The organism is sulfur-oxidizing endosymbiont of Gigantopelta aegis (assembly GCF_016097415.1).
In the GTDB taxonomy this organism is placed as follows: domain Bacteria; phylum Pseudomonadota; class Gammaproteobacteria; order GRL18; family GRL18; genus GRL18.
Genome location: NZ_JAEHGE010000002.1, coordinates 21,795 through 47,828 on the forward strand (window position 1 = coordinate 21,795; position 26,034 = coordinate 47,828).

The window sequence follows — 26,034 nt, forward strand, 5'->3', positions numbered from 1 at the left end:
AATGGCAAACGAAGTTTGTTTTAGAACATTACATCTTGATGAACCATGGACACTGGAATCCTATCTCAGTGTCGGTGGTTATGAATCATTAAAGAAAATTCTGACCGAGAAGATCCCTGCAGAAGACATTATTGAAGAAGTGAAAACCTCTGCCTTACGTGGTCGTGGTGGTGCGGGCTTTCCTACTGGCTTGAAGTGGAGCTTTATGCCTCGTCAGGCAAAAGGGCAAAAATACATTGTTTGTAACTCAGACGAAGGTGAGCCGGGTACCTGTAAGGATCGTGATATCCTACGTTACAATCCTCATCAACTCATCGAAGGCATGGCCATTGCGGCCTATTGTATTGGTGCTGATGTTGGCTATAACTATATCCGTGGCGAATTCTGGGAACCCTTCACTCGTTTTGACAATGCCTTAAAAGAGGCGCGTGAAGCGGGCTATCTGGGTGATAAGCTCTTTGGTTCTGAATTCAATTTTGAACTCCATGGTCATTTAGGTGGCGGTGCTTATATTTGTGGTGAAGAAACCGCATTATTGGAGTCGATTGAAGGTAAAAAAGGGCAACCGCGTTTTAAACCGCCTTTCCCTGCCAGCTTCGGCCTGTATGGCAGGCCAACGACGATTAATAATACTGAGACGCTGGCATCGATTCCGGTCATTGTGGAAAAAGGTGGTCAGTGGTTCTTAGAACATGGCAAGCCTAACAATGGTGGCACGAAAATCTTTTCAGTCTCAGGCAATGTTAAGCGCCCGGGTAACTATGAAATCGATTTGGGTACGCCTTTTTCCGAATTATTGGAAATGTGTGGCGGTATGAAAGATGGCTATAAACTCAAAGCCGTTATTCCCGGCGGTAGTTCCTCACCGGTCATCCCCGGTGATTTGATGATGGATGTTGCCATGGACTATGATGGCATTCGTGATGCCGGTTCGATGCTCGGCTCAGGCGCAGTGATTATCCTTGATGATAAAGTGTGTATGGTTAATGCGCTAGCGCGGTTATCACACTTTTATCAGGAAGAATCTTGCGGTCAGTGTACCCCTTGTCGTGAAGGCACAGGCTGGTTATCTCGCGTAGTGCATCGTATTGAACACGGTCAGGGCAAGCCCGAAGATATTGATTTACTGGATAAGGTCGCAGGCGATATTATGGGGCGCACAATTTGTGCTCTGGGTGAAGCCGCTTCAATGCCAGTGAAAGGATTTTTGAAACATTATCGTGATGAATTTGAATATCACATCGAACACAAAAAATGCATGGTCGGCCCCGGAAGCTGATAATCATTAAAGATTGAAGTACTTGCTTTTACTTCCCCCTTCTTCAGAAGGGGGCTGAGGGGTTGCTCCTTTGAAAAAGAGAAAGCTAGATGAAAACGAGCAAGTACTTCTACAGAAACAAATAAATTAAACTAATTCTCTATAAGAGATGGATTTACGAGTATTTAATATGGTAACTATTGAAATCAACGGTATAAAAGTCGAAGCCGAGCAGGGTCAGATGCTAATTGAAGCAGCTGATAAGGCTGGTATTGCTATACCCCGTTTTTGTTATCATAAAAACCTGTCCATTGCGGCCAATTGCCGCATGTGTCTGGTTGAAGTTGAAAAAGCACCCAAGCCAATTCCTGCCTGTGCTACGCCAGTGACGGATGGTATGGTGGTAAACACTCGTTCTACCAAAGCACTCGCCGCACAAAAAGCAGTGATGGAATTTCTCTTGATCAATCATCCATTAGATTGCCCCGTGTGTGATCAGGGTGGAGAGTGTGATTTACAAGATTTTTCCATTGGTTATGGTGGTGATAGTTCACAATATGCAGAACTGAAGCGCGTGGTGAGAGACAAAGACATAGGGCCACTCATTTCCACCGAGCTGACTCGCTGTATTCACTGCACTCGTTGTGTACGCTTCGGTCAGGAAATTGCCGGCATGCGTGAATTAGGTGCAACGGGGCGTGGCGAATGGATGGAAATCGGCACTTATATTGAAAAGAGTGTCAATTCAGAACTATCCGGCAATATTATAGATCTCTGTCCGGTAGGCGCTTTAACTTCCAAGGTGTCACGCTTTAATTATCGCGTTTGGGAACTTTCCAGTAACGATAGTATTGGTGCGCATGACTGCGTTGGTTCTAATAGTAATGTGCAGGTAAAGAGTGGCGAAATCAAGCGGGTTATTGGCCGTGAAAATGAAAACATCAATGACCAGTGGATTTCAGATCGTGACCGTTATAGTTTTGAAGGCCTAGCCAGTGATGAACGTCTCGGTAAGCCCTTGATTAAAAAAGACGGGGAATGGCAAGAAGTCAGTTGGGATGATGCCCTGCAATTTGCAGTCAATGGCCTCAAAGCCGTTAGCGACAAAACACAAATTGGCAGTATTTGCTCACCTTCTGTCACGACAGAAGAAATGTACCTATTACAAAAAATGATGCGCGGTATTGGCTGTGACAATATTGATCACCGTTTACGTCAAACGGACTTTAGTGGTGATGCCCAAGATCCGGCTTTTCTAGGGCTAGGCATGGCCGTTGCGGACATTGCAAAGCAACAAGCTGCTTTGCTGATAGGCTCAAACATCCGTAAAGAACAACCGATTTTAGGTCATCAGCTGAGACAAGCCAGCCTCAAAGGTGCACAATTGTCTTTTGTTAACTCCGTACGCTATGACTTTATTTTTGCTGTCGCACAGGACTTCATTATTGCGCCAAAAGACTTTTTTAATGAACTGAAATCTTTGGCAAAAGCGGCCTTGGATAAATCCTCAGCCGATGCGCCCGATGGTTTAGCGGCCTTAGTCGCATCAGCTAAAGTGAGTGAAGCTCACCAAGCTTGCATTGAACAATTAGCCAGTGCAGAAAACTCGATAGTCATGTTAGGCACAATTGCCCAGTCTATGCCGGACTATGCTGCTTTACGCATGCTAGCCAGTTACATTGCTGAAGCAACTCATTCGACCTTGAGTTATTTAACACCGGGTGCAAATACCAGTGCTGCCTATCTTACGGGTGTGCTACCAACAGCTTCAGAGACACAAGGCTTGAATACCCAGGCGATGCTTGCCGATGGCCTTAAAGCTTATGTACTATACGGTGTTGAATCGGACTATGATATTGAAAATCCGGCTCAAGTGCATAATGCCCTATCAAAGGCTGATTTTGTGGTGCTCATGAATGCCTATGTGACTGATGCAATAAAAGAAAATGCCGATGTTATCTTACCTATTTCTGCAATCACTGAAGCCTCGGGTACTTTGATTAATGTCGCAGGTAATTGGCAGAGTTTTGCGGCTGTTAGCAAGGCTTATGAGCAGTCTAAACCGGGCTGGAAAGTATTACGCGTCATGGGTAATTTGTTTGATATTGATGGCTTTGACTATCAAAGCTCAGAAGAAATTATCAATGAACTAAAAGCCAGCAACGCAGTTAAAGACGATCAAAGTGAAACCAGCAAGGCAAGCAATCAAGTCATTTGGGCTTGTCCGGCTGATTCAAGTGCGGATTCAACAGGACTGCAACGCATTGCAGAACTACCCATTTATCGAGTTGATGCTGTGACTCGTAGAGCGACAGCTTTGAACCTGACTGAAGATGCTCAGGTTGAATTTGCCAAAGTTAATAGTCAACTTGCCAGTCAACTGAAACTAGACGATAAGCAGACGGTAACAGCCAAGCAAGGTGATAATACGGTTGAAATAACCCTTAGCATAGACGATAGCATTGCTGATAATTGTGTCTATCTACCTGCAGGCATTAATGCAGCAGCTTCTTTATGTGGTGGCTTTGATACCATTGAACTGATTTCCACAAGCAACACTACCAACGTAGCTGAATAGGCGGAGCAAATTATTTTGTTAGACTTGATTTTATCCATATACGAAATACCGGTAATTAATATACTGGTCAAGATCATTGCGATTCTGGTGCCATTACTATTGACCGTGGCTTATTTTACCTATGCTGAACGAAAAGTTATCGGCTATATGCAAGTGCGTATTGGACCGAATCGTGTCGGCCCCAGAGGTTGGTTACAACCGATAGCAGATGCCATGAAACTGATGTTCAAGGAAATTATCTTTCCTTCCGGCGCCAATAAAGTGTTATTTATCATTGCACCGACCTTAGCGATTTCTACCGCCTTGGCTGCTTGGGCTGTTGTGCCCTTTGGTGCTGAAATGGTTTTAGCAGAAATCAATGTGGCCTTATTGTATATTTTAGCCATGACGTCCATTGGTGTTTATGGCGTGATTCTGGCGGGTTGGTCATCCAACTCAAAATACGCCATTATGAGTACCCTGAGAACAGCTGCGCAGGTGGTTTCTTATGAGATCGCCATGGGCTTCGCCTTAGTAGGTGTGGTCATGGCAGCAAGAAGTCTCAATATTGGTGATATTGTTGCGGGACAAAGCGGTACCGGCATCTGGGGCTGGTATATGTGGCCTTTATTACCCTTATTTGTGATTTATTTTGTCTCCGGCGTGGCTGAAACCAACCGCGCACCCTTTGATGTCGCAGAAGGCGAGTCAGAAATTGTTGCCGGTTTCCACGTTGAATACTCAGGCATTTTATTTGCTATCTTTTTCCTAGCTGAATATGCCAATATGATTCTGATTTCTATTATGGCCGCCTTATTATTTATGGGCGGCTGGTTATCACCGTTTGAAGGTATGGAATTTCTTAGCTTAGGTTCGACCTTCCTTGCTGCTTCCAGCATTGTCTGGTTATTAGCTAAAACGGCGATATTTATGTTCTTGTTCCTCTGGTTCAGAGCCACTTTCCCGCGCTATCGTTATGACCAAATCATGCGCTTAGGTTGGAAAGTCTTTATCCCCATTACCATTGTCTGGATTTATGTTGTGGGTATTATGTATTACGCAGAATTAGCACCTTGGTTCGTTAAGGGTTAAGAAAATGGTTAAGGCTTAGGTTAAAGGATAAGTTAGTGAAACAATTGACACAATTTTTAAATAGTCTTTTCTTGGCTGAGCTATTTAAAGGCTTAGGTATTACCGGACGTTATTTTTTCAAAAAGAAAATAACCGTTCAGTATCCAGAAGAAAAAACGCCGCAGTCATTTCGTTTTCGAGGACTGCATGCACTACGTCGTTATGCCAATGGTGAAGAACGGTGTATTGCCTGCAAACTCTGTGAAGCTATTTGTCCTGCACTAGCGATTAGCATTGAGTCGGAAGAACGTGAAGATGGTACACGACGTACTAAAAGTTATGACATTGATTTAACCAAATGTATTTTTTGTGGCTTCTGTGAAGAATCCTGCCCGGTTGACTCCATCGTGGAAACACGTATTTTTGAATACCATGGCGAAGAAAAGGGCGACTTATTGATGACCAAAGAAAAGTTATTAGCCGTCGGGGATAAATACGAAGATCAGATTGCCCTAGATCGCTCAGCAGATGCAAGCTATCGCTAGTAGTAACAGAAATCATTAATTAACAAATAAAGAGCAACGAATCGGCTGCTAAAGCAGTCCAACGTGGAAGAGTTTATGGAAACAATCCTTTTTTATTTTTTTGCAGGCTTTATGGTGATTTCATCGCTGATGGTGATCACCGTAAACAATCCGGTACGAGCCGCTTTTTTTCTGGTGCTGACCTTCTTTGCTTCGGCAGTTGTCTGGTTATTGCTTGAAGCTGAATTTCTCGCAGTGATTTTGATCATCGTCTACGTTGGCGCGGTGATGGTGTTGTTCTTATTTGTGGTCATGATGCTGGATATCAATATCGCTGAGCTGAAAGCCGGTTTTGTGAAAAACCTGCCCATCGCAATCATCGTAGCCTTAACCATGTTTGGCACCATCTATTATGTGGTTGGCGGCGGTGTTTTCGGTGTTGAAAGCTTCAAGCCACCAACACCACATACGGCTGAGTATAGTAATATCTTAGAGCTGGGCAAGGTCATTTATACCGAATACGTGTTTGCCTTTGAAATCGCCGCAGTCATTCTTTTGGTGGGCATTATTGCAGCCATCAGTTTGACTCTAAGACGTCGTCCCAATACCAAACATCAAAAAATTGAAGACCAAGTGGCAGTGAAAAGTACTGATCGCCTACGGGTGGTTAAAGTCGAGTCACAGGCTAGAAAGGGGAGTCGTTAATCATGCTAAGCTTAACTCATTTTCTGGTACTCAGTGCCATTGTCTTTTCTATTAGTATGGCGGGCATTTTCATCAATCGAAAAAACATCATTATCTTATTGATGTGTGTTGAACTGATGCTTCTGGCTGTGAATACTAACTTTATTGCCTTCTCTCATTATTTAAACGATACCGCTGGTCAGGTATTTGTTTTCTTTATTCTCACGGTTGCCGCCGCAGAAGCCGCAATTGGTTTGGCAATTCTGGTCGTCTTGTTTAGAAATAAACGCACGATTAACGTTGAAGAACTTGATACATTGAAAGGTTAAGCCAGTGTTTGAAAATTATAGTGACTCACAAGTTTATTTAGCCATCGTTCTGGCGCCACTGATTGGCTCCATAATTGCGGGTATATTTAATGCTTATATCAGTAAGGCAGTGGCACATACAGTTACGATTGCCGGTGTTGGCTTGTCTTTTGTTTTGGCTTTGTTTGTTTTTAAATACTTCGCCTTTGATGGTGCTGCCACTTACAATGAAACCGTTTACACCTGGTTAGTCAGCGATGGCATTCGTTTCGAAATTGGTTTCATGGTGGATAACCTCACCTCAATGATGCTGGTTGTAGTGAGCTTTGTTTCCCTGATGGTACATTTATACACCATTGGTTATATGAGTGATGATCCCGGCTATAAACGCTTCTTCAGTTATATTTCTCTGTTTACCTTCTCCATGTATATGTTAGTGATGTCCAATAACTTCCTGCAATTATTCTTTGGCTGGGAAGCTGTGGGCCTAGTCTCTTATCTCTTGATTGGTTTTTACTACAAAAAAGAAAGCGCTATTTTTGCTAATATGAAAGCCTTTCTAGTCAACCGTGTGGGTGACTTTGGCTTTATTCTTGGCATTGCAGGCGTGCTAATGGTCTTTGACTCCTTGGATTATGCCCAAGTCTTTGCTGCTGCGAGTTCACAGGCAGGCCAAACCATTGAAATTATTCCCGGTTCAGAATGGTCAATGATGACCGTGATTTGTATCCTGCTCTTTATCGGTGCAATGGGTAAATCAGCTCAAGTGCCTTTACACGTTTGGCTACCGGATTCAATGGAAGGCCCAACACCTATTTCTGCTCTGATTCACGCAGCGACCATGGTAACAGCCGGTATCTTCATGGTGACTAGAATGTCACCCTTATTCGAACTGTCGGAAACAGCCCTGTCGTTTATACTCGTTATCGGTGCAATCACTGCCTTGTTTATGGGCTTCTTAGGCATTATTCAGAATGATATCAAACGTGTTGTTGCCTACTCAACACTGTCGCAATTAGGTTATATGACCGTTGCCCTAGGTGCATCGGCCTATTCTGCGGCGGTTTTCCATCTGATGACCCATGCCTTCTTTAAAGCCTTATTATTCTTGGCGGCAGGTTCAGTGATTATCGGTATGCACCATGTGCAGGACATTCGTAAGATGGGTGGCTTGAAAAAATACATGCCCATTACTTATTGGACATCCTTATTGGGTACTCTTGCATTGATTGGTTTTCCCGGTTTCTCCGGCTTTTTCTCCAAAGACAGCATTATCGAGGCTGTTCATCTATCGACATTGCCCGGTGCCACATTTGCTTATTATTCCGTGTTAGAGGGCGTGTTTATTACCGCTTTATATAGCCTGAGATTGTTTTTCATTGTCTTCCATGGTGAAGAACGTATGGATCATCATACCAAAGAGCATCTAAAAGAATCGCCATGGGTGGTGACTGCTCCTTTGATTTTGCTGGCTATTCCATCAGTGATTATTGGTGGCTTGACGATCAGCAATGTCTTATACGGTGATTATTTCACTAATGTGGTATTTGTTCAGGAAGCACACGATGTCCTAGGACAACTTAAAGAAGACTATCATGGTCCATGGGGTATGGTGCTTCATGGCTTAATGACCGCACCATTTTTCCTAATGGTTGCCGGTATTGCGACTGCCTGGTATTTGTATATGAAGCAACCTGAACTGCCCGCGAAGATCAAAAATTCATTCGGCCTGATCTATGATATTTTAGATAATAAATATGGCTTTGATAAATTCAATGAAAAAGTCATCGCCGGTGGTACACGTGGTCTGGGTAATATATTTTCCAAATTTGGTGATACCATGCTGATTGATGGTTTAGTCGTAAATGGTTCAGCTAAGAGTGTTGGCTGGTTATCTTCAGTGATTCGCCATGTACAAACGGGTTATCTCTACCATTATGCCTTTGTAATGATTTTAGGCTTAATTGGTTTACTGGGTTTAGTTCTATATAAATAGAAGTTTCCTGACTCCCCCCTTTTTCAAAGGGGGCTGATGGGTTGCTTTAAGTCGGTTGTTATTCCGGAATAATTCCTGAGAAACAGCTGACTAATTTAAAATAAAGATTTTAGGAAAAAGGTATTTAATTCATGTTTTCAAATTTGCCGTTATTGAGTCTGGTGATTTGGACTCCCATCATTGGTGGGATGCTAGTGCTGGCAACTGGAAGTAAAAACAGCATAGAAGCCAAAGTACTGGCATTGCTGGTTTCTTTGGCTACACTCGCGCTGTCTATACCTCTTTACACTCAGTTTGATACCAGTCTTGCCAGTATGCAGTTCGAAGAACTGATTCCATGGATTAGTAGCTTCCATATTAACTATCATGTCGGCGTTGATGGCATCTCCATGCCACTCATTTTGCTCACCACCTTTATGACCGTCATCGTAATTATTGCCGGTTGGGAGGTCATTACCTACAAAGTCGCCCAATATATGGCCGCTTTCCTAATTCTTGAAGGCTTGATGATTGGTACGTTCGCAGCCATGGATGCCATGCTGTTCTACGTATTCTGGGAAGCCTTACTCATTCCCATGTTCGTTATTATTGGTATTTGGGGCGGACCAAAACGGGTTTATGCTACTATTAAGTTCTTCCTTTATACCTTCTTTGGCTCAGTCTTTATGCTGATTTCCTTGCTGTATATGTATATGCATGCGGCCGATGTAAATGGTGTAGGCACATTCAATATTCAAGAATTACATAAATTACCATTAGCATTGACACCACAAATCTTGATTTTCTTATCATTCTTATTAGCTTTTGCGGTCAAAGTCCCCATGTGGCCAGTACATACCTGGTTACCTGATGCTCACGTTGAAGCACCCACGGGTGGTTCAGTCATACTGGCGGCTATCATGTTAAAGCTGGGTGGCTATGGCTTCCTGCGTTTTAGTTTACCTATTACTCCTGATGCCAGTATGACGCTCGATTGGCTGGTTATCTTATTGTCGCTCATTGCGATTGTTTACATCGGCTTTGTAGCCTTAGTTCAGACTGATATGAAAAAGCTGATTGCTTATTCTTCTATTTCTCACATGGGCTTTGCCACTTTAGGCTTCTTCCTATTATGGAAAATCACTGAAAATACCGGCTCTGCCTCAGGTGCAGTCTTAGGCTTGGAAGGTGGTATGGTACAAATGATTTCTCATGGTTTTATTTCCGCTGCCATGTTCCTTTCCGTCGGTGTCTTATATGACAGAATGCATTCCCGTATGATCAAGGACTATGGCGGTGTCGTTAACACCATGCCTGTCTTCGCCACCTTTGCCGTTTTCTTTGCTATGGCTAATGCGGGCTTACCTGGTACTTCAGGTTTTGTAGGTGAGTTCATGGTCATTATGGCCAGTTTTAAAGCGAATTTCTGGTATGCATTCCTAGCTGCGATTACTCTAATTTTGGGTGCTGCTTATACCTTATGGATGATCAAGCGCGTTGTCTTTGGCCCGATTGCTAATGAGCAGGTAGAAAACCTCAAAGATATGTCAGGACGGGAATTCTTTATGATGCTAGTGCTTGCCATCGCAGTATTAATCATTGGTATATACCCCGCACCATTATTAGAAGTGATGCATGCAACGATTGATAACTTGGTCGCACATATATCCATACCCAAGATACCAGTATTGCCTTAGGCATAGCTTATAAATTGAGAATGGCACTACTTCTTAGCTTCTCACTTCTTTAGAAGGGGGACAGGGGGTTGTGCTTTAAGCAGTAAAGTTTAAAGTCAAACAGGACTAGAGTAAAAACACTATGAATTTTGTAACACCAGATTTTATGCCGGCATTGCCAGAAATATTTTTACTGGCAATGGTTTGTGTCATTCTAATCGTTGACTTGTTTCTAAAAGATGAAAGCAGAGGCGCTACCTATATTCTGTCTATCATTGCGCTTATCGCAACTGCTTTTTTATCGTATTCAAATTACAGTCAAGAAACCGTGGTGACATTTCACGGCTCATTTATTTTAGATCCAATGGCAAGCATACTAAAAATAGTCATTAGCCTAGTCGTTGTTGCCGTGTTTATCTATGCTAAAGATTATTTGAAAGATAGAAATATCTACAAGGGTGAATATTTTATATTGGGCTTGTTTGGCGTCATCGGTATGATGGTGATGGTTTCAGCAGGCAATTTCCTGACCGTTTATTTAGGACTAGAACTGCTGTCCTTATCTATGTACGCAATGATTGCCATGCAACGTGATTCCATAGTAGCATCAGAAGCCGCGATGAAATATTTCATTCTAGGCGCAATCGCTTCAGGAATGCTACTGTATGGTATGTCGATGGTTTATGGTGTCACCGGTTCACTGGATTTAGCTACTATAAACAATGCTGTTTCCGGTGCTGACCGTGTGGTCATGAGCTTCGGTCTGGTGTTCATTATTCTTGGTGTTGCCTTTAAACTGGGTGCAGTGCCTTTTCACATGTGGATGCCCGATGTGTATCATGGTTCACCCACATCAGTCACCTTATACATTGCCAGCGCACCAAAAATTGCTGCGTTCGCCATGATGTATCGTTTGTTAGTCGATGGTCTCTACGATATGCATGCCGACTGGCAAATGATTTTAGTCATACTCTCTGTTTTGTCGATGGTGCTAGGTAATATTGTTGCCATCGCTCAGACAAATATTAAACGGATGCTGGCTTATTCAACCATTTCTCATGTCGGTTTCATCATCATGGGGGTGCTGACAGGCACTGAGGCTGGTTATGGCGCAGCGATGTTTTATGCCATCGTTTATGCCATCATGAGTGTTGGCGCATTTGGCATGATCGTCTTACTCAGTCGTGCAGGTTTTGAAGCAGAAAATATTGAAGACTTCAAAGGCCTCAATCAAAAGAGCCCTTGGTTTGCATTTGTGACGATGGCAATCATGTTTTCCATGGCAGGCATTCCTCCATTCCTTGGTTTCTGGGCAAAAATTGCAGTCTTACAAGAAGCCGTCAATAGTGGTTTAGTCTGGCTTGCCGTTGTCGGTGTCGTTGCCTCGGTTATCGGTGCATATTATTACCTACGTGTCATTAAAGCTGTCTATTTTGATAAGCCTATCGATGAAACACCACTACAGGCCAGCATGGATATTCAGTTTACACTGAGCCTCAATGGCTTAGCCATTTTGGCGCTTGGACTATACCCAACGGCTCTAATTACTCTATGTGTTAGTGCTTTTATTGGGTAATTCTTACTAGAGTAATTTATGACCACTTCAATTGCTATTCTCATTCTTTTTATTGTCACTGTCATTGCAGCCAATATTCCTTTTCTAACTGATAAGGTCTTTTTGGTGCAAGAGGCCAAAGGCAATAAACCTTTTTGGCTACGCTTTAGCGAATGGTTCCTGCTCTATATTATTGTCATGGCTATCGCTATTGGTCTGGAAACCAAACTCCATGGTGCAGCCTATGCAAAGGTGTGGGAATTTTGGAATTTTGCCGAAAACTGGGAATTTTATGCCATAACGCTTTGTTTATTTGTCGTTTTTGCCTTGCCCGGTTTCATCTATCAATACGATCTAAAAAAGCATTTAAAATAATATTACCTTTTTATTAAATAGCGCTTGCATAACAGATAAAAGACCGTATAATACGCTTCATCAGTTGCGGGGTGGAGCAGTCTGGTAGCTCGTCGGGCTCATAACCCGAAGGTCGTAAGTTCAAATCTTGCCCCCGCTACCAATTTTCTTTAAGAAAAGCAGTTACTTAAAAGTAACTGCTTTTTTTATGTCTGGTCGAAAATTTTCATGGCCCGTCTATGACCCCAATATGGCCTGTTCATCCTAAAAACCACAGTTGACCCTGCCATGACACGAAATCCAGCATAATTTCTCTCTCAATTTAATTGTTTTTTTCTAGGCTGGTATAGGAAGTGCAACTTGCCGCTGTTTATCAGAATTTAGGTCAAATTTCTCCATTGCTTTATTTAAAAGTATACGTCAAAACTTCCCACGTTGACGTATCATTCCACTTTATTTAAAGGCTGAATTTTTTCAGTCAAATTCCATGGCAACAATTGCTCTAAAGCCTCATCATCATAATGCCTGCCCAGCTTAGGTAACTCAGTCAGAATGTGTGTTAAAAAGGCAAAGGGCTCTAGGTTGTTTGCTTTCGCTGTTTGCACGATTGAATATAAAATAGCACTGGCCTCAGCACCACGAGGATTTTGGTTCATGACCCAGTTTTTGCGCCCAATCACAAAGGGTTTGATCCGCCGCTCTGCCATATTATTATCAATCTGGAGGTTGCCCTCTTCAAGATAGACAGTCAGATACTTCCATTGATTGATCACATAACGAATAGCGACACCCAACTTACTGTCTTTTGTTGTTTTAGTCACTTTATCATCACACCACTTTTTAAAGTCATCCAGTAGTGGTTTGCTTTTTTCCTGACGGATCAGGTAACGTTGTTCAGCATTGAGCGGTTTGATTTGTTTTTCAATCGCATACAATTTAGCAATTTTACTGATCGCCATTTGTACCATGCCAGGCTTTTTCTGACTGTTCTTGGGTAATGCTTTTAAGGCATCATGGAACTTGCGACGAGCATGTGCCATGCAGCCTAATAAAGTGACTTCACTGTTCTCATTTTCGAATATATGATAACCGGGAAAGCCATCCGTTTGCAGGTAACCTGAAAACCCCGTTAAAAAGGTTTTGGCATGTTGGCCTGCACGAGTAGGCTGATACTCATACAAAACAATGGGACACTTGGAATGATAGCCGCCACTTTGATAGAGCCACATATAAGATTTAGGGCAATTCTCACGTCCATCATGGATCACTCGCATCGTTGTTTCATCGGCCTGGATGATTTTCTGCCTAATGAGATAATACAACAACCGATTATAAAAGGGTTTGAGTAATTCAGCTGATTTAAGCACCCAGTTGGACATACTGGCTCTGGAAAGTGTTATCTTATAGCGTTTAAATATCGCTTCCTGTCGATAGAGAGGCAAGCTGTCTAGGAATTTAGAAACAATGATATAGGCCAGCAGGCTGGGTGATGCAAAACTTCTAGGAATGGGCTGTGCAGGCTTAGGAGCAGTTTTAACGCCTTCCTCACAAGCACGACAGGCATATTTAACCTGAACATGTTCTACAACATATACCTGAGCAGGAACAATTTCCAGTTGCTCTGAGGTCTCTTCACCAATTTCATGCAAGTGATGACCGCAGTCACAGACTTGTTCTGCTTCAGATAACTCATGACGAACAACTTTACGAGGTAGGTCTTTAGGTAAAGGCTTACGACCGGGCTTTTTACGCTCATAAGTAATGGTTTCACGGACTTCCGGTGCTTCTTCGGCGAACGTTTCTGCCTCATTAAAGAAGTCGGGGTGGGCTTCTTTTTCACTGGAAGTACCAAACCGTTTGTGTTGCAACAGACGAAATTGTTCCTCATACCAGTCCACTTTTGACTGGAGTTCAAGCACCCTGTTTTTGAGCGTTGGTATCTCTTCTGGTAGTATTTTGTCTGTTGAACTCATGCGTTATATTATACTAAAAATGAGCGTTAAATGCTTGTATTTATTCTGTTTAATGCGCATCTAAAGGGACTTTTTTAGTTGTTTTCCAGACCATGAATTTCAGGGTGAGCATGGTGTTGTGTGCAAGATAAACCATCCAGTAACCACTGTAATTCTCTCAGTGTTAACGAAAGAGTGGGTTGTTCTTTTTCCATCGGCCACTGGAATTTCCCTTTTCAAGTGTACGATAGTAAAGCCAGAAACCATTACGCTCCCAGTACAGTATTTTAAGTTTATCTCGCTGACGATTACAAAAAACAAAGACACTGCCATCAAAGGGATTGTGTTCCAATTGCTCTGAGACAATCAGTGATAGCCCATTGGTTGCTTTTCTCATATCGGTAACACCAGAAACCAGATAAACCTGATTGACTGTGATGCCCGTTATCATGAAACAGTCCTGAGCAAATCCAGAATGGACTTGAGCTGATTCAGGTTCGTATCAGAATTGATTTCCAAACTGAAACCATTGGTATGGCTTACTTTAATTGCATTGCTTGTGGGGGAATTGGCCAGTAAATTAATGGGAATGAGTTGATTGTTGGTGTTGACCTGTTTTGATGAGCTAACATAACCCAACTTCTTTCGATAATAGCTAAAAATATGAGAGGGTATCTTATGTTGTTGACAATAAACTGCCTGGCTTAAGTTACTGGCTTGGCAGGCCTCTATGTGTTGCTTCATCGAAGCATCTTTTGAATGGTTGCTCATTTGTATCTCCAAATTACGAATTGAAGATCATAGTTTGAGCTAACTGAAGCTTATTGTGAACGTGGGTTTTAATTGACGTTTACATTTAAAATAAGACGCCAACATTCATTAAAAGTTAACTGCGGAGCAATTGCTTTAAGTTGTTTAAAAAAGTGATTTAATCGCTTATAAATTCCCTGTAGTTTTTTCTCATCACCATGATTTTATCCTATTATTTCAATAGCTTGTGATTATAATCCATTTTCAACTGATTTTTCTAGGATAATGGGTATAGAATACATTGACGGTACCCCTTAAACCAAATCCTGGAAAAAGACTCCCGTTTAAGCCCCTCAGGTTGTTTTGATACACCATTAGTGGATGCGCCATTATTCTCCAAATTTATTTGTAATTAGGTTAGCGGTATATGTAATTACATATTTACAATATTTTATATATGTAATAGTATATATTTATGGATGAGATACTTAAATCACTAAAGAAACGTCGTCTTGAGCTAAAACTCAAGCAATCGGAATTTGGAAGCAAACTTGGACTGCCCCAAAGCCACATCTCGAAAATTGAGCAAGGCGCGACTGACCCAAGGTTATCTACTGTAACAGATATGGCGCGCTTGTTGGATCAGGAATTATTGCTGGTGCCAAGGGAGTTGTTGCCAGTCATTAAGTCCCTTATAAGCGGTGAAGATAGCCAGAAGCCTATGTGGTCACTTGATGAGGAAAACGAGCTATGACAGAACGTCTTGAAGTACGTCTTGGCGATATGCTGGTTGGGACACTCACTCTTGTTACGGGCGATCGTAGTTTTTTTGCTTTTGAAGAAGCATATTTAAACGAAGCAAATAGGCCAATTCTCAGTCAGTCATTTTTTACACGTTCCGGGGATTTAATTCCTGAAAGCAAAATAGTACAAACAAAGTTACCTCCTTTCTTCTCGAATTTACTTCCCGAAGGCCATTTACGCGATTATCTCGCCACACGTGGTGGAATAAAGCCCGCTAGAGAATTTAAGCTCATAGAGTTATTGGGAGAAGATTTATCTGGCGCTGTTATTGTCAGACCTATTGATGCTTTGACTAATCTGAAGGAGAGTGAGAAAGGTGGAATGATACAGGAAAATGCCCCGTATCGCTTCTCTTTGGCTGGTGTACAGTTAAAATTCTCAGCAATGGCTGAAAGTACAGGCGGTTTAACCATTCCTGCCGGTGGCGTTGGTGGTGGTTGGATTATTAAGTTACCTGCACAAAACTTTGGTTCTGTTCCAGAGAATGAATGGTCAATGCTGCAATTAGCACGCGAAATCGGCATAAACGTGCCAGAGACACGTTTAATTGATTTGAGCGATGTGGCTGGCTTACCTGATCTTGGTGTACTCAGTGGCAATCAGGCGCTGGCAATAAAGCGGTTTGATCGTGGTGCAAAGGGTATGCGCATTCATATTGAAGATTTTGCACAAGTATATGGCCTGTTCCCTAATGCTAAATATAGCAAAGTCAGTTATGCCAATATTGCAAATATGGTCTGGACGTTGACGGGAGAAGCTGGGTTGGTTGATTTTATACGGCGGCTTGTTTTCAATATCATCATTGGTAATGGTGATATGCATCTTAAAAACTGGTCATTTATTTACCCTGACGGCAAAACACCGCAATTAGCACCAGCCTACGATTATGTATCAACCGTACCGTATATTCCAAATGACAGCTTGGCTTTGAATTTATCTGGAACGAAAGACATGGGCAGTATATCCTTGGCTCATTTTGAAAAGCTGGTAAAAAAAGCGCAGGTACCGAAATATCTGGTTTTGAGTGCAGTAAAGGAAACCGTTGAGGCTGTTCATGATATTTGGAACAAAAACCAGTTACACTATCCTTTGCCCAGTGAAATTTTAACTCGGATTAAAAAACATATGGCGGTGTGTAAACTTGTTGTTTGAATGTCAAATTATAGAGGGCTATAACTTTGATTGGGTAAGTAAAAAAAGTGCGAGTTCAAAGTTTGGGTGTTTGTTATTAATTCATGTGATTTAAGGCTTATAAATAAGAGATGACAGTTAATACAGAATTAAAAATGAGCAAACAACTTATTTCATTGATTTTTTTTGATTCAGAAAAATCCAGAGAAATTCTTAATCCAGAAATTACGACTATTATGGTATTTCTCAGTATTGCAGATGAGTTGATCAAAAATACACAATCTCTTGAAAAAATAACAGCAGAAATAGAGGAGGTCGTTGGTCATTTAAGTAATAAAATAAGCCGATTATCTGTTGAACAGTGTTGGAATGTCATTCAAGGTATTAATTATACAGATGTTCTGAGTTCGTATCATGGCTTAGAAAGGTTGGGGTTCATATTTTTGCAGCCCACTGAAATGAGATACATAAAAAAAGACCCTGAACTCTTTACCATCAAAGGTGATAATCTAAGAGAGAATCTTGAACAAAAAAGGATGCTTTCAAAAATACAAGACATTGAAAATATTCATAAGATGAATATTAATGGGGTTGCAGGCTCAGGAAAAACAACGCTACTTTATAATGCAGCAAAATTGCTCTGTCAATTAATGCCTTCGGCTAAAATTATCTGGTTATCCGGGTCTATAGAATTGACGAAAAATGTTAATGCTAAGTTTTATGATTACACCAATTTAACGGGATTAACCTATTTTGATTTTTGTGAACAACTGATTATACCCCGTGTGAAGTGGGGTAAGAAGTTTTTAATGTCGATGAATGAAGAGCTTATTATTAATAAACTTGAATTGGTCGGTAATCTTGCAACAAAGCGATTTGATTTTAAATTAATTTCAGAAACGCTTAACAATTATTGTTATTCATCTGAACTTTCTTTCAAAAAAAATTTAGTGCCAAACTATTGTCAAGAGACAAAAAAATCAATTATTCTTGAATATGCCAAACAGTACTGGGGGTTAATTAAAAACGTCAAGCAACATATTTCTGTGCATCGAAATCATCATCTTAAATATGTACAAAATCGTATTAAGAATTTGAATGGCTTTGATTATGACTTGATCTTGGTGGATGAATCTCAGGATATTCCACCCTCAATGCTCTATATTATAAAATGTCTCACTGGACAATATAAATCCTGTCGTCATAACAACACTCAATCAATCCTCTTTGGTGATCGATTTCAATCAACGAAATACTTCAATGAGTGGAGTTTTGACTATGACACAAAGAAAAAAATTTATAGTCCTAAACATACAATACATATGGATAAACTCAGTGATTCTGAGCGTTTAAGTGAATCGGTCAATGGATTAATAAACAAGGTGCTGGTTTCAGGCGGATATGACCAAAACGAAGCGGAATTTTGCGGGATTATAAGAAACAGAGATACACAATTGTTCATGGGCTGATCTGGAGTACACAATTGTTCATGGGCTGATCTGGAGTCGGGAATCGGGATCAGAGAAAAGAAAACATTATTTTTAGTAGAAGATGTCTGGTCTGCTTTGTTTGCTGCTCAAGTGCTCTCTCAAAAGGTGTGCCGATTTATATTTTGGATGACAGCATTAACGAAATTAGAAGTGTCGTGTTAAGTGCTTTTGAATTTATTGATGTGTCAACACTTTTCCGGACAGTTTTCTAAATATTTTTTGGCTGTTTCAAGTGATTTTTGTCATTTTGTATTTCCTATCATTTTAGTTTCTCATGTTAACTTTAAACAGATGAAGAGAAAGGGCTTTGCCCTCTGGAACGATAGAGCCGTTCCATTCACCCAAGGTATTTTCACAACGGTAATGATCCTGTTACAATATCTTCACGGCACAGGCTGAGGAGCCGATGGCCGTCAACGGTAATGGGCGGCATTTATGTCGCCTTTTACCCCTCTTCAATCAATCGATTTAAGCTATTTCCTGCTGTATTTCATAATCGACTGGTGACAAATAATCATTAGCCGAATGAAGTCGCTCCCGATTATAAAATACCTCAATATATTCAAATATTGCCTGCTTTGCTTCTACTCTGGTTTTGAATCGACAATGGTGCGTCAATTCAGTTTTCAAACTATGAAAGAAGCTCTCTGATACAGCATTGTCCCAGCAATTTCCTTTGCGGCTCATAGACTGAATTATGTTATGATCCGACAATATTTTTCTATGACTATCAGAGGCATATTGGCTACCTCGGTCAGTATGCCAAAGCAATCCATCCATTGGTTTACGCTTCCATATGGCCATCAGTAAAGCATCATTGACTAGCTTGGCTTTCATTCGCTCATCCATCGACCAGCCAACAATTTGCCTAGAGAATAAGTCAATGACAACCGCTAAATATAACCAGCCTTCCTTGGTGGCAATATAGGTAATATCACCCACATAGTAGCGATCAGGTTGAGAGACAGTAAACTCTCTTTCCAGTAAATTTGGAGATATACGCTTATTATGCTTGGAATTAGTCGTCGCTTTAAAGCGTCTCTTCGTTTTACAAAACAAACCGGCTTTTTTCATTAATCGACCAATTCTCCGGCGGCTTATATGAACGCCTTTTTCAGCCAGTTTTCTTTTAAGACGACGGGTTCCATAAGTCTTGCGACTGTCTTCAAACAGTTTTTTAGCTGCTCAGTAAGCGCTTCATTTTCTTTCTCTCTATCCGTTTTAGGAGAGCTAACCCAATCATAATAGCAACTACGGAAACATCCATAAAACGGCACAGAATCGTTACCGGGTAATCTTTAGCCTGATCAGTTATCCATGCGTACTTCACAAAGTTTCCCTTGCAAAGTACGCTGTGGCCTTTTTAATAAATCACGCTCCTGAATCACTTTTGCCAATTCTTTTTTCAGACGTTTTACTTCATCATAAATGTGTTCATCACTTCTATTGGCTACCGTCTTCACCGGTTTGGAATATTTACTGATCCAGGTATGTAGAGTATTTACATTAACACCTAAGCCACATTATATTGATAATGGAAAAATTACCCACTCGGAGTTTTTAGGCTATAAAAATTGGCAAACCTATGTAGATGTAAAATCAAAAGAAAATTTTTTAATGGAACGTATTAATGACATGTTAATAAAAGGCTACAGACAAGAACATCTTAATATAACCTTAGAAAAAGCAAAACCTGCTAATAAAAAGCATATTATTTCTATAATGAAACACTCCAAAGGTATGGAATGTGAACAAATATATGTGCTGCCTAATAATAGAAAACAACAAATGCTCAATGGTGGAACAGGCTTTAGTATTCAGGAATCAAATGAACTTTATATTGCTTTAACGCGTTCAAGCCATAAAATATTCATGCCGAATCTTTAATGATGGTATTTTTTGCCCGCATTTAATGCTACTGGATAAATAGGTTCTAGACCTAATTTTTCATGGCTCATTAATTTTATTTTCATTAATTATCGTTTAAGCCTGATGTGTCAACACTTTTCCGGACAGTTTTCTAAATATTTTTTTGGCTGTTTCAAGTGATTTTTGTCATTTTGTATTTCCTATCATTTTAGTTTCTCATGTTAACTTTAAACAGATGAAGAGAAAGGGCTTTGCCCTCTGGAACGATAGAGCCGTTCCATTCACCCAAGGTATTTTCACAACGGTAATGATCCTGTTACAATATCTTCACGGCACAGGCTGAGGAGCCGATGGCCGTCAACGGTAATGGGCGGCATTTATGTCGCCTTTTACCCTCTTCAACTCAATCAATATATTCAAATATTGCCTGCTTTGCTTCTACTCTGGTTTTGAATCGACAATGGTGCGTCAATTCAGTTTTCAAACTATGAAAGAAGCTCTCTGATACAGCATTGTCCCAGCAATTTCCTTTGCGGCTCATAGACTGAATTATGTTATGATCCGACAATATTTTTCTATGACTATCAGAGGCATATTGGCTACCTCGGTCAGTATGCCAAAGCAATCCATCCATTGGTTTACGCTTCCATATGGCCATCAGTAAAGCATCATTGACTAGCTTGGCTTTCATTCGCTCATCCATCGACCAGCCAACAATTTGCCTAGAGAATAAGTCAATGACAACCGCTAAATATAACCAGCCTTCCTTGGTGGCAATATAGGTAATATCACCCACATAGTAGCGATCAGGTTGAGAGACAGTAAACTCTCTTTCCAGTAAATTTGGAGATATACGCTTATTATGCTTGGAATTAGTCGTCGCTTTAAAGCGTCTCTTCGTTTTACAAAAAACAAACCGGCTTTTTTCATTAATCGACCAATTCTCCGGCGGCTTATATGAACGCCTTTTTCAGCCAGTTTTCTTTTAAGACGACGGGTTCCATAAGTCTTGCGACTGTCTTCAAACAGTTTTTTAGCTGCTCAGTAAGCGCTTCATTTTCTTTCTCTCTATCCGTTTTAGGAGAGCTAACCCAATCATAATAGCAACTACGGGAAACATCCATAAAACGGCACAGAATCGTTACCGGGTAATCTTTAGCCTGATCAGTTATCCATGCGTACTTCACAAAGTTTCCCTTGCAAAGTACGCTGTGGCCTTTTTAATAAATCACGCTCCTGAATCACTTTTGCCAATTCTTTTTTCAGACGTTTTACTTCATCATAAATGTGTTCATCACTTCTATTGGCTACCGTCTTCACCGGTTTGGAATATTTACTGATCCAGGTATGTAGAGTATTTACATTAACACCTAGCTCCCTGGCAGTCTGAGAAACGGGTTGATCCGTCTCATCCACATTAATCAACACAACCACAACAAGAAGAATAGAGGCAATAATAACTATAATGATCGTTAAGCTGATTATTTTAGTCCGTGCTTTTCTCATTGCTTCTGCTGAGTCGGAGACTGCAGTTTCGGCAATGGACTGCTGTACATCTTTCATTCTTTGTAGATCGTCAATGACGTACTTATTTAAAGCCTGAGCCTTGAGAATATTTGCTCTGGCAGTTTTTTTTGTCACCCTCTCGAATAGCATTAATAACATTATCCAAAAAATTCTGAGATTCTTTTAATTGGATACGTTGTTTGGCCAGGTGTTCTTTCTGACTTTCTCTTAAGGACATTTCAGTGAGTTTTTCTCGGGCAACAAGAAATTGGCTCGCTTGTAAGCTATAGTTTTTAATGTGGCTATACTTAACCGGACACACAACTTAAAACAACTAAAAGATAAAAAGTGTGACCTAAAATGAATGATCAAACAAAAAAACCGAATAAAAGCTATACATCAGAATTTAAAGAATCAGCTGTCAAATTAGCTAATGAGACGGATCAACCTGTTTCTCAGACTGCCAGGGAGCTAGGTGTTAATGTAAATACTCTACATACCTGGATCAGTAAATATTCCAAACCGGTGAAGACGGTAGCCAATAGAAGTGATGAACACATTTATGATGAAGTAAAACGTCTGAAAAAAGAATTGGCAAAAGTGATTCAGGAGCGTGATTTATTAAAAAGGCCACAGCGTACTTTGCAAGGGAAACTTTGTGAAGTACGCATGGATAACTGATCAGGCTAAAGATTACCCGGTAACGATTCTGTGCCGTTTTATGGATGTTTCCCGTAGTTGCTATTATGATTGGGTTAGCTCTCCTAAAACGGTATAGAGAGAAAGAAAATGAAGCGCTTACTGAGCAGCTAAAAAACTGTTTGAAGACAGTCGCAAGACTTATGGAACCCGTCGTCTTAAAAGAAAACTGGCTGAAAAAGGCGTTCATATAAGCCGCCGGAGAATTGGTCGATTAATGAAAAAGCCGGTTTGTTTTGTAAAACGAAGAGACGCTTTAAAGCGACGACTAATTCCAAGCATAATAAGCGTATATCTCCAAATTTACTGGAAAGAGAGTTTACTGTCTCTCAACCTGATCGCTACTATGTGGGTGATATTACCTATATTGCCACCAAGGAAGGCTGGTTATATTTAGCGGTTGTCATTGACTTATTCTCTAGGCAAATTGTTGGCTGGTCGATGGATGAGCGAATGAAAGCCAAGCTAGTCAATGATGCTTTACTGATGGCCATATGGAAGCGTAAACCAATGGATGGATTGCTTTGGCATACTGACCGAGGTAGCCAATATGCCTCTGATAGTCATAGAAAAATATTGTCGGATCATAACATAATTCAGTCTATGAGCCGCAAAGGAAATTGCTGGGACAATGCTGTATCAGAGAGCTTCTTTCATAGTTTGAAAACTGAATTGACGCACCATTGTCGATTCAAAACCAGAGTAGAAGCAAAGCAGGCAACATTTGAATATATTGAGGTATTTTATAATCGGGAGCGACTTCATTCGGCTAATGATTATTTGTCACCAGTCGATTATGAAATACAGCAGGAAATAGCTTAAATCGATTGATTGAAGAGGGGTAAAAGGCGACATAAATGCCGCCCATTACCGTTGACGGCCATCGGCTCCTCAGCCTGTGCCGTGAAGATATTGTAACAGGATCATTACCGTTGTGAAAATACCTTGGGTGAATGGAACGGCTCTATCGTTCCAGAGGGCAAAGCCCTTTCTCTTCATCTGTTTAAAGTTAACATGAGAAACTAAAATGATAGGAAATACAAAATGACAAAAATCACTTGAAACAGCCAAAAATAGAAAACTGTCCGGAAAAGTGTTGACACATCACAAGCTATTACTATCAACCTAAAAAGCCTCTGCAAAATAAAGATTTAACATTAATGAATTTGATTGATGAGTTGTACATAAAACATCCATTCTATGGCAGTCGTCAAATTCGTAATGCATTAAGATTGAAATGTTATAAAATTAATCGTAAAAAGTTCAACGGCTTATGCGGATCATGGGATTGGTTTCAGTGGCACCAAAACCCAATACCAGCAAGCCTTGCAAAGTAAATAACCTCTATCCATATTTGCTCAAAGGAATTGATATTAATAGGAATAACCAGGTTTGGTGCACAGATATCACGTATTTACGGATGCCACATGGATTTGTCTACCTAAGTGCTGTTATGGACTGGAGTAGCCGTTTTGTGCTGTCCTGGGAAGTGTCAACCAGCATGGAAGAAAGCTTTTGTATCAGTAGTCTGGAAACAGCACTGCGACGATATGGAAAGCCAGAAATCTTCAATACGGATCAAGGTGCTCAATATACTAGCAGAGCATTTACAGGTGTTCTAAAGGCCAATGATATAAAAATCAGCATGGACGGCAAAGGCAGAGCAATGGATAACATTATGATTGAACGACTCTGGCGAAGTGTAAAATATGAGGAAATTTACCTCAAGGATTACCAAAGTATTGATGAGCTAAAGAGCTCATTAAAGGAATATTTTGAGTTTTACAACCATGAACGACCACACAGTACACACGGTGGAAAAACGCCTGCAGAGATCTATGGCGTGATGAAAGAAGTTGTTCCAGACTTAAAACGGGCAGCATGATGAGAGGATAATCAACTTTACTGGCAACCGCCTTATCCACATATCCACAGGCCAAGCCAGTAGCCCTGAGATATATCGCAAGCGTCTCTGGACTACTGGCAGACCTGTGGATATGTGGATAAGACTAATACTATAAATAACCAACAGAATTATATCTTAATATTTGAGAAAGCTGTCTTGACAATGGGGTCCACTGTACTACATCCTAATGTTTAAATCTATTTTTGGAAATTTTAAGTTGTGTGAGTCTAGACTAAATGGGTAAACGAACTTCAGTGGTTACAGAAATGACATCTTGTGTTTTGGATGATTTAAATTGCCAAGCCAGTTCTGCACTATAATCATTAATCATACTGAGGAAGCCAAGCCCTGAAGTCATATTATCATCTAATGCCTTTGCTTCTAATTGCTCAAGATACATTTCCATGGGATCACTTTGACTTAATTTATGAACAAAACTTTTGTAGTTCTGTACGGATGAAATAGCCACTGAATTCGATTCGGTCAAAATAATTTGATTGTCTTCAAAAATTAAGCTGATACTTATTAAACAATTATCACCCTTATCACTGTATTTCATGGCATTTTCTAATAATTCATTTGCCACATAAGACACTGCGGACTTTATTTCAGCCTGACGTGCAATTGTTTCGGGATTATTCTCATTCTTTGGGAAGAAGGTGGTGGCATAATCACCCATAAAATCAGCAGACAAGCCATTATTTCTCCACCTTTCTTTCAAGGGGATGGAGTTGGCCAGAAATCCAAGCTGTAAATTCTCTCCTGTTGATAATTTGTTTTCAATATCTGAAAAACAACCAATTGTTTCATCTATTTCTATCATTTATGGGGGTCCTAGTTTTTATCTGTTCCAATTTGATTTCTACCCATTGCTTTGGCCATGTAAAGATTTTTATCGGCCTTGTCAAATAAGGTCTGTGCTTTGTCATGTGGTTTGGGAATGGTTGAAGCGACCCCAATACTGACAGTGACATAACCACAATCTGTTTTGGGGTGTACAATGGCCAAATCTTCGATTGTTTGTCGAATGTGTTCTGCCATTATAAATGCATTGGTTAAATCAATAAGAGGTAAAACAATGACGAATTCTTCACCACCATAGCGGGCTACAAATTCACCTGTTCTTCTGGGGATATTGGATAGCGCTGCTGATATATCTTTTAAACATTTGTCGCCGGATGCATGGCCAAAAGCATCATTAAAATGTTTAAAGTGATCAATGTCTAAAACCAGTAAAGAAAGTGGTGTTTTAGAGCGGGTATTACGTTTCCACTCAGTTTCGAATGTTTCATCAAAATAACGCCGATTCCATATCTCGGTCAGCCCATCCGTATAGGCCATTGTCTCTGCAGATGAGAGCTGCTCTTCCATCTGAGAATTTATTTCATCGCCATGACTTGCAATGGTCTCAACTAAAAGCTCTAAATCACTTTTTTGAGAATTTAAATTTAAAACCATTGATTGTAATTTTACTTCTATTTCCTGTCGCTCACATATCTCACTATTGAGTTGCTTGTTGATGTCATAAAACTGTTCTTCAATTGCATCACCATGCTCAATAGCGGTTTTTAATGCTATTTCAAGGTCATTATTTTGTTGATTAATCGTTATAAGCAGTTGACGTAAGGCTTCTTCTGCCTGACGGCGGTCTTCTACCTCTGATTTTAGTTGATCGTTGACGAGAAAAAGCTGTTCTTCGACAATATCACCGTGCTCAATGGCTGTGCTCAGTGCTATTTCCAGATCCAGTTTTTGTCTATCCAGTAAATCAACGGCTTTTTTCATGGGTTTAACTTCAATTAAATCATTTTTTTTAGTCGTAGCTGGAGTATTTATTTCACTTTTTGTCATTATTGTTTTAATAAAAAAAGGTATCCATTTTAAATAAGCTTTTTATCGTATCCATAATCATGCTCAAAATATCATCCTGTTATGTGATAACTATAGTAAATGAATGAAATATTT

21 protein-coding genes, 1 tRNA gene and 4 pseudogenes are annotated in these 26,034 nt (G+C 40.5%); 18 read left to right on the forward strand and 8 right to left on the reverse strand.

Annotation, left to right across the window (positions count from 1 at the left end):
• Position 1: 1 nt before the first annotated feature.
• The 11 genes from nuoF (at position 2) to JEU79_RS22210 (ending at position 12,125) form a co-directional block, all read left to right on the forward strand.
• The gene (nuoF, locus tag JEU79_RS22160) at positions 2-1,279 is read left to right on the forward strand and encodes an NADH-quinone oxidoreductase subunit NuoF (RefSeq protein ID WP_198266155.1); all 1,278 of its coding nucleotides are present in this window, start codon (positions 2-4) and stop codon (positions 1,277-1,279) included.
• A 169-nt stretch (positions 1,280-1,448) separates the two neighbouring features.
• Positions 1,449-3,836, forward strand: coding sequence for an NADH-quinone oxidoreductase subunit NuoG (gene nuoG / locus JEU79_RS22165; RefSeq protein ID WP_198266156.1), 2,388 nt, complete (start codon positions 1,449-1,451; stop codon positions 3,834-3,836).
• 15 nt (positions 3,837-3,851) lie between these two features.
• Positions 3,852-4,907, forward strand: coding sequence for an NADH-quinone oxidoreductase subunit NuoH (nuoH, locus tag JEU79_RS22170; protein ID WP_198266157.1), 1,056 nt, complete (start codon positions 3,852-3,854; stop codon positions 4,905-4,907).
• Between the two features lie 35 nt (positions 4,908-4,942).
• Complete coding sequence (nuoI, locus tag JEU79_RS22175) at positions 4,943-5,431, forward strand: NADH-quinone oxidoreductase subunit NuoI (protein ID WP_198266158.1); 489 nt, start codon at positions 4,943-4,945, stop codon at positions 5,429-5,431.
• Between the two features lie 75 nt (positions 5,432-5,506).
• Complete coding sequence (locus JEU79_RS22180) at positions 5,507-6,115, forward strand: NADH-quinone oxidoreductase subunit J (RefSeq protein ID WP_198266159.1); 609 nt, start codon at positions 5,507-5,509, stop codon at positions 6,113-6,115.
• Between the two features lie 2 nt (positions 6,116-6,117).
• Positions 6,118-6,423, forward strand: coding sequence for an NADH-quinone oxidoreductase subunit NuoK (gene nuoK / locus JEU79_RS22185; protein ID WP_198266160.1), 306 nt, complete (start codon positions 6,118-6,120; stop codon positions 6,421-6,423).
• Between the two features lie 4 nt (positions 6,424-6,427).
• Positions 6,428-8,398, forward strand: a complete 1,971-nt coding sequence (gene nuoL, locus JEU79_RS22190) for an NADH-quinone oxidoreductase subunit L (RefSeq protein ID WP_198266161.1) — start codon at positions 6,428-6,430, stop codon at positions 8,396-8,398.
• A gap of 131 nt (positions 8,399-8,529) precedes the next feature.
• On the forward strand, positions 8,530-10,074 hold the full coding sequence (locus tag JEU79_RS22195) for an NADH-quinone oxidoreductase subunit M (RefSeq protein WP_198266162.1): 1,545 nt from the start codon (positions 8,530-8,532) through the stop codon (positions 10,072-10,074).
• Between the two features lie 121 nt (positions 10,075-10,195).
• A complete protein-coding gene (gene nuoN, locus JEU79_RS22200) occupies positions 10,196-11,629 on the forward strand; it encodes an NADH-quinone oxidoreductase subunit NuoN (protein WP_198266163.1) in 1,434 nt (477 codons plus the stop codon).
• An 18-nt stretch (positions 11,630-11,647) separates the two neighbouring features.
• On the forward strand, positions 11,648-11,983 hold the full coding sequence (locus JEU79_RS22205; RefSeq protein WP_198266164.1) for a DUF2818 family protein: 336 nt from the start codon (positions 11,648-11,650) through the stop codon (positions 11,981-11,983).
• A 65-nt stretch (positions 11,984-12,048) separates the two neighbouring features.
• Positions 12,049-12,125, forward strand: a tRNA-Met gene (locus tag JEU79_RS22210).
• 280 nt (positions 12,126-12,405) lie between these two features.
• Here JEU79_RS22210 and tnpC read toward each other — a convergent pair.
• From tnpC to tnpA, 3 genes are all read right to left on the reverse strand, one after another.
• On the reverse strand, positions 12,406-13,935 hold the full coding sequence (gene tnpC, locus JEU79_RS22215; RefSeq protein WP_198263504.1) for an IS66 family transposase: 1,530 nt from the start codon (positions 13,933-13,935) through the stop codon (positions 12,406-12,408).
• A gap of 163 nt (positions 13,936-14,098) precedes the next feature.
• The gene (gene tnpB, locus JEU79_RS22220) at positions 14,099-14,365 is read right to left on the reverse strand and encodes an IS66 family insertion sequence element accessory protein TnpB (RefSeq protein WP_198263387.1); all 267 of its coding nucleotides are present in this window, start codon (positions 14,363-14,365) and stop codon (positions 14,099-14,101) included.
• On the reverse strand, positions 14,362-14,685 hold the full coding sequence (tnpA, locus tag JEU79_RS22225) for an IS66 family insertion sequence element accessory protein TnpA (RefSeq protein ID WP_198262602.1): 324 nt from the start codon (positions 14,683-14,685) through the stop codon (positions 14,362-14,364). Before tnpA ends, tnpB begins: the two co-directional genes overlap by 4 nt.
• 454 nt (positions 14,686-15,139) lie before the next feature.
• On the opposite strand from tnpA, the gene JEU79_RS22230 reads away from it, so the two are divergent.
• The 3 genes from JEU79_RS22230 (at position 15,140) to JEU79_RS22240 (ending at position 18,068) form a co-directional block, all read left to right on the forward strand.
• Positions 15,140-15,418, forward strand: a complete 279-nt coding sequence (locus tag JEU79_RS22230) for a helix-turn-helix domain-containing protein (RefSeq protein WP_198266165.1) — start codon at positions 15,140-15,142, stop codon at positions 15,416-15,418.
• The gene (locus JEU79_RS22235) at positions 15,415-16,620 is read left to right on the forward strand and encodes a type II toxin-antitoxin system HipA family toxin (protein WP_198266166.1); all 1,206 of its coding nucleotides are present in this window, start codon (positions 15,415-15,417) and stop codon (positions 16,618-16,620) included. The genes JEU79_RS22230 and JEU79_RS22235 overlap by 4 nt, the downstream gene beginning before the upstream one ends.
• Before the next feature lie 134 nt (positions 16,621-16,754).
• The gene (locus JEU79_RS22240; protein ID WP_198266167.1) at positions 16,755-18,068 is read left to right on the forward strand and encodes a hypothetical protein; all 1,314 of its coding nucleotides are present in this window, start codon (positions 16,755-16,757) and stop codon (positions 18,066-18,068) included.
• A 489-nt stretch (positions 18,069-18,557) separates the two neighbouring features.
• On the opposite strand, the pseudogene JEU79_RS22245 reads toward JEU79_RS22240, so the two are convergent.
• Positions 18,558-19,606 (reverse strand): annotated as a pseudogene (locus tag JEU79_RS22245) (IS3 family transposase); the annotation flags it as partial.
• Between JEU79_RS22245 and JEU79_RS22260 the strand changes: the two are divergent.
• Complete coding sequence (locus JEU79_RS22260) at positions 19,557-19,976, forward strand: hypothetical protein (protein ID WP_198266168.1); 420 nt, start codon at positions 19,557-19,559, stop codon at positions 19,974-19,976. The pseudogene JEU79_RS22245 and the gene JEU79_RS22260 overlap by 50 nt on opposite strands.
• A 388-nt stretch (positions 19,977-20,364) precedes the next feature.
• Here JEU79_RS22260 and JEU79_RS29015 read toward each other — a convergent pair.
• Together JEU79_RS29015 and JEU79_RS22280 are read right to left on the reverse strand one after the other, a co-directional pair.
• A pseudogene (locus tag JEU79_RS29015) lies at positions 20,365-21,371 on the reverse strand (IS3 family transposase); the annotation flags it as partial.
• Positions 21,372-21,546: 175 nt separating this feature from the next.
• Positions 21,547-21,786 (reverse strand): hypothetical protein, encoded by a 240-nt coding sequence (locus JEU79_RS22280; RefSeq protein ID WP_198266170.1) that lies wholly within the window; start codon positions 21,784-21,786, stop codon positions 21,547-21,549.
• Positions 21,787-21,824: 38 nt separating this feature from the next.
• Here JEU79_RS22280 and JEU79_RS22285 point away from each other — a divergent pair.
• The 3 genes and pseudogenes from JEU79_RS22285 to JEU79_RS22295 form a co-directional block, all read left to right on the forward strand.
• A pseudogene (locus tag JEU79_RS22285) lies at positions 21,825-22,985 on the forward strand (IS3 family transposase).
• Between the two features lie 338 nt (positions 22,986-23,323).
• A complete protein-coding gene (locus JEU79_RS29020) occupies positions 23,324-23,500 on the forward strand; it encodes a transposase (RefSeq protein WP_198266171.1) in 177 nt (58 codons plus the stop codon).
• Positions 23,434-24,048, forward strand: a pseudogene (locus tag JEU79_RS22295) (IS3 family transposase); the annotation flags it as partial. The gene JEU79_RS29020 and the pseudogene JEU79_RS22295, both read left to right, overlap by 67 nt.
• Positions 24,049-24,301: 253 nt before the next feature.
• On the opposite strand, the gene JEU79_RS22300 reads toward JEU79_RS22295, so the two are convergent.
• Both JEU79_RS22300 and JEU79_RS22305 read right to left on the reverse strand, forming a co-directional pair.
• On the reverse strand, positions 24,302-24,892 hold the full coding sequence (locus JEU79_RS22300; RefSeq protein ID WP_198266172.1) for a slr1658 family protein: 591 nt from the start codon (positions 24,890-24,892) through the stop codon (positions 24,302-24,304).
• Positions 24,893-24,903: 11 nt separating this feature from the next.
• The gene (locus JEU79_RS22305; protein ID WP_198266173.1) at positions 24,904-25,920 is read right to left on the reverse strand and encodes a GGDEF domain-containing protein; all 1,017 of its coding nucleotides are present in this window, start codon (positions 25,918-25,920) and stop codon (positions 24,904-24,906) included.
• Positions 25,921-26,034: the final 114 nt, after the last annotated feature.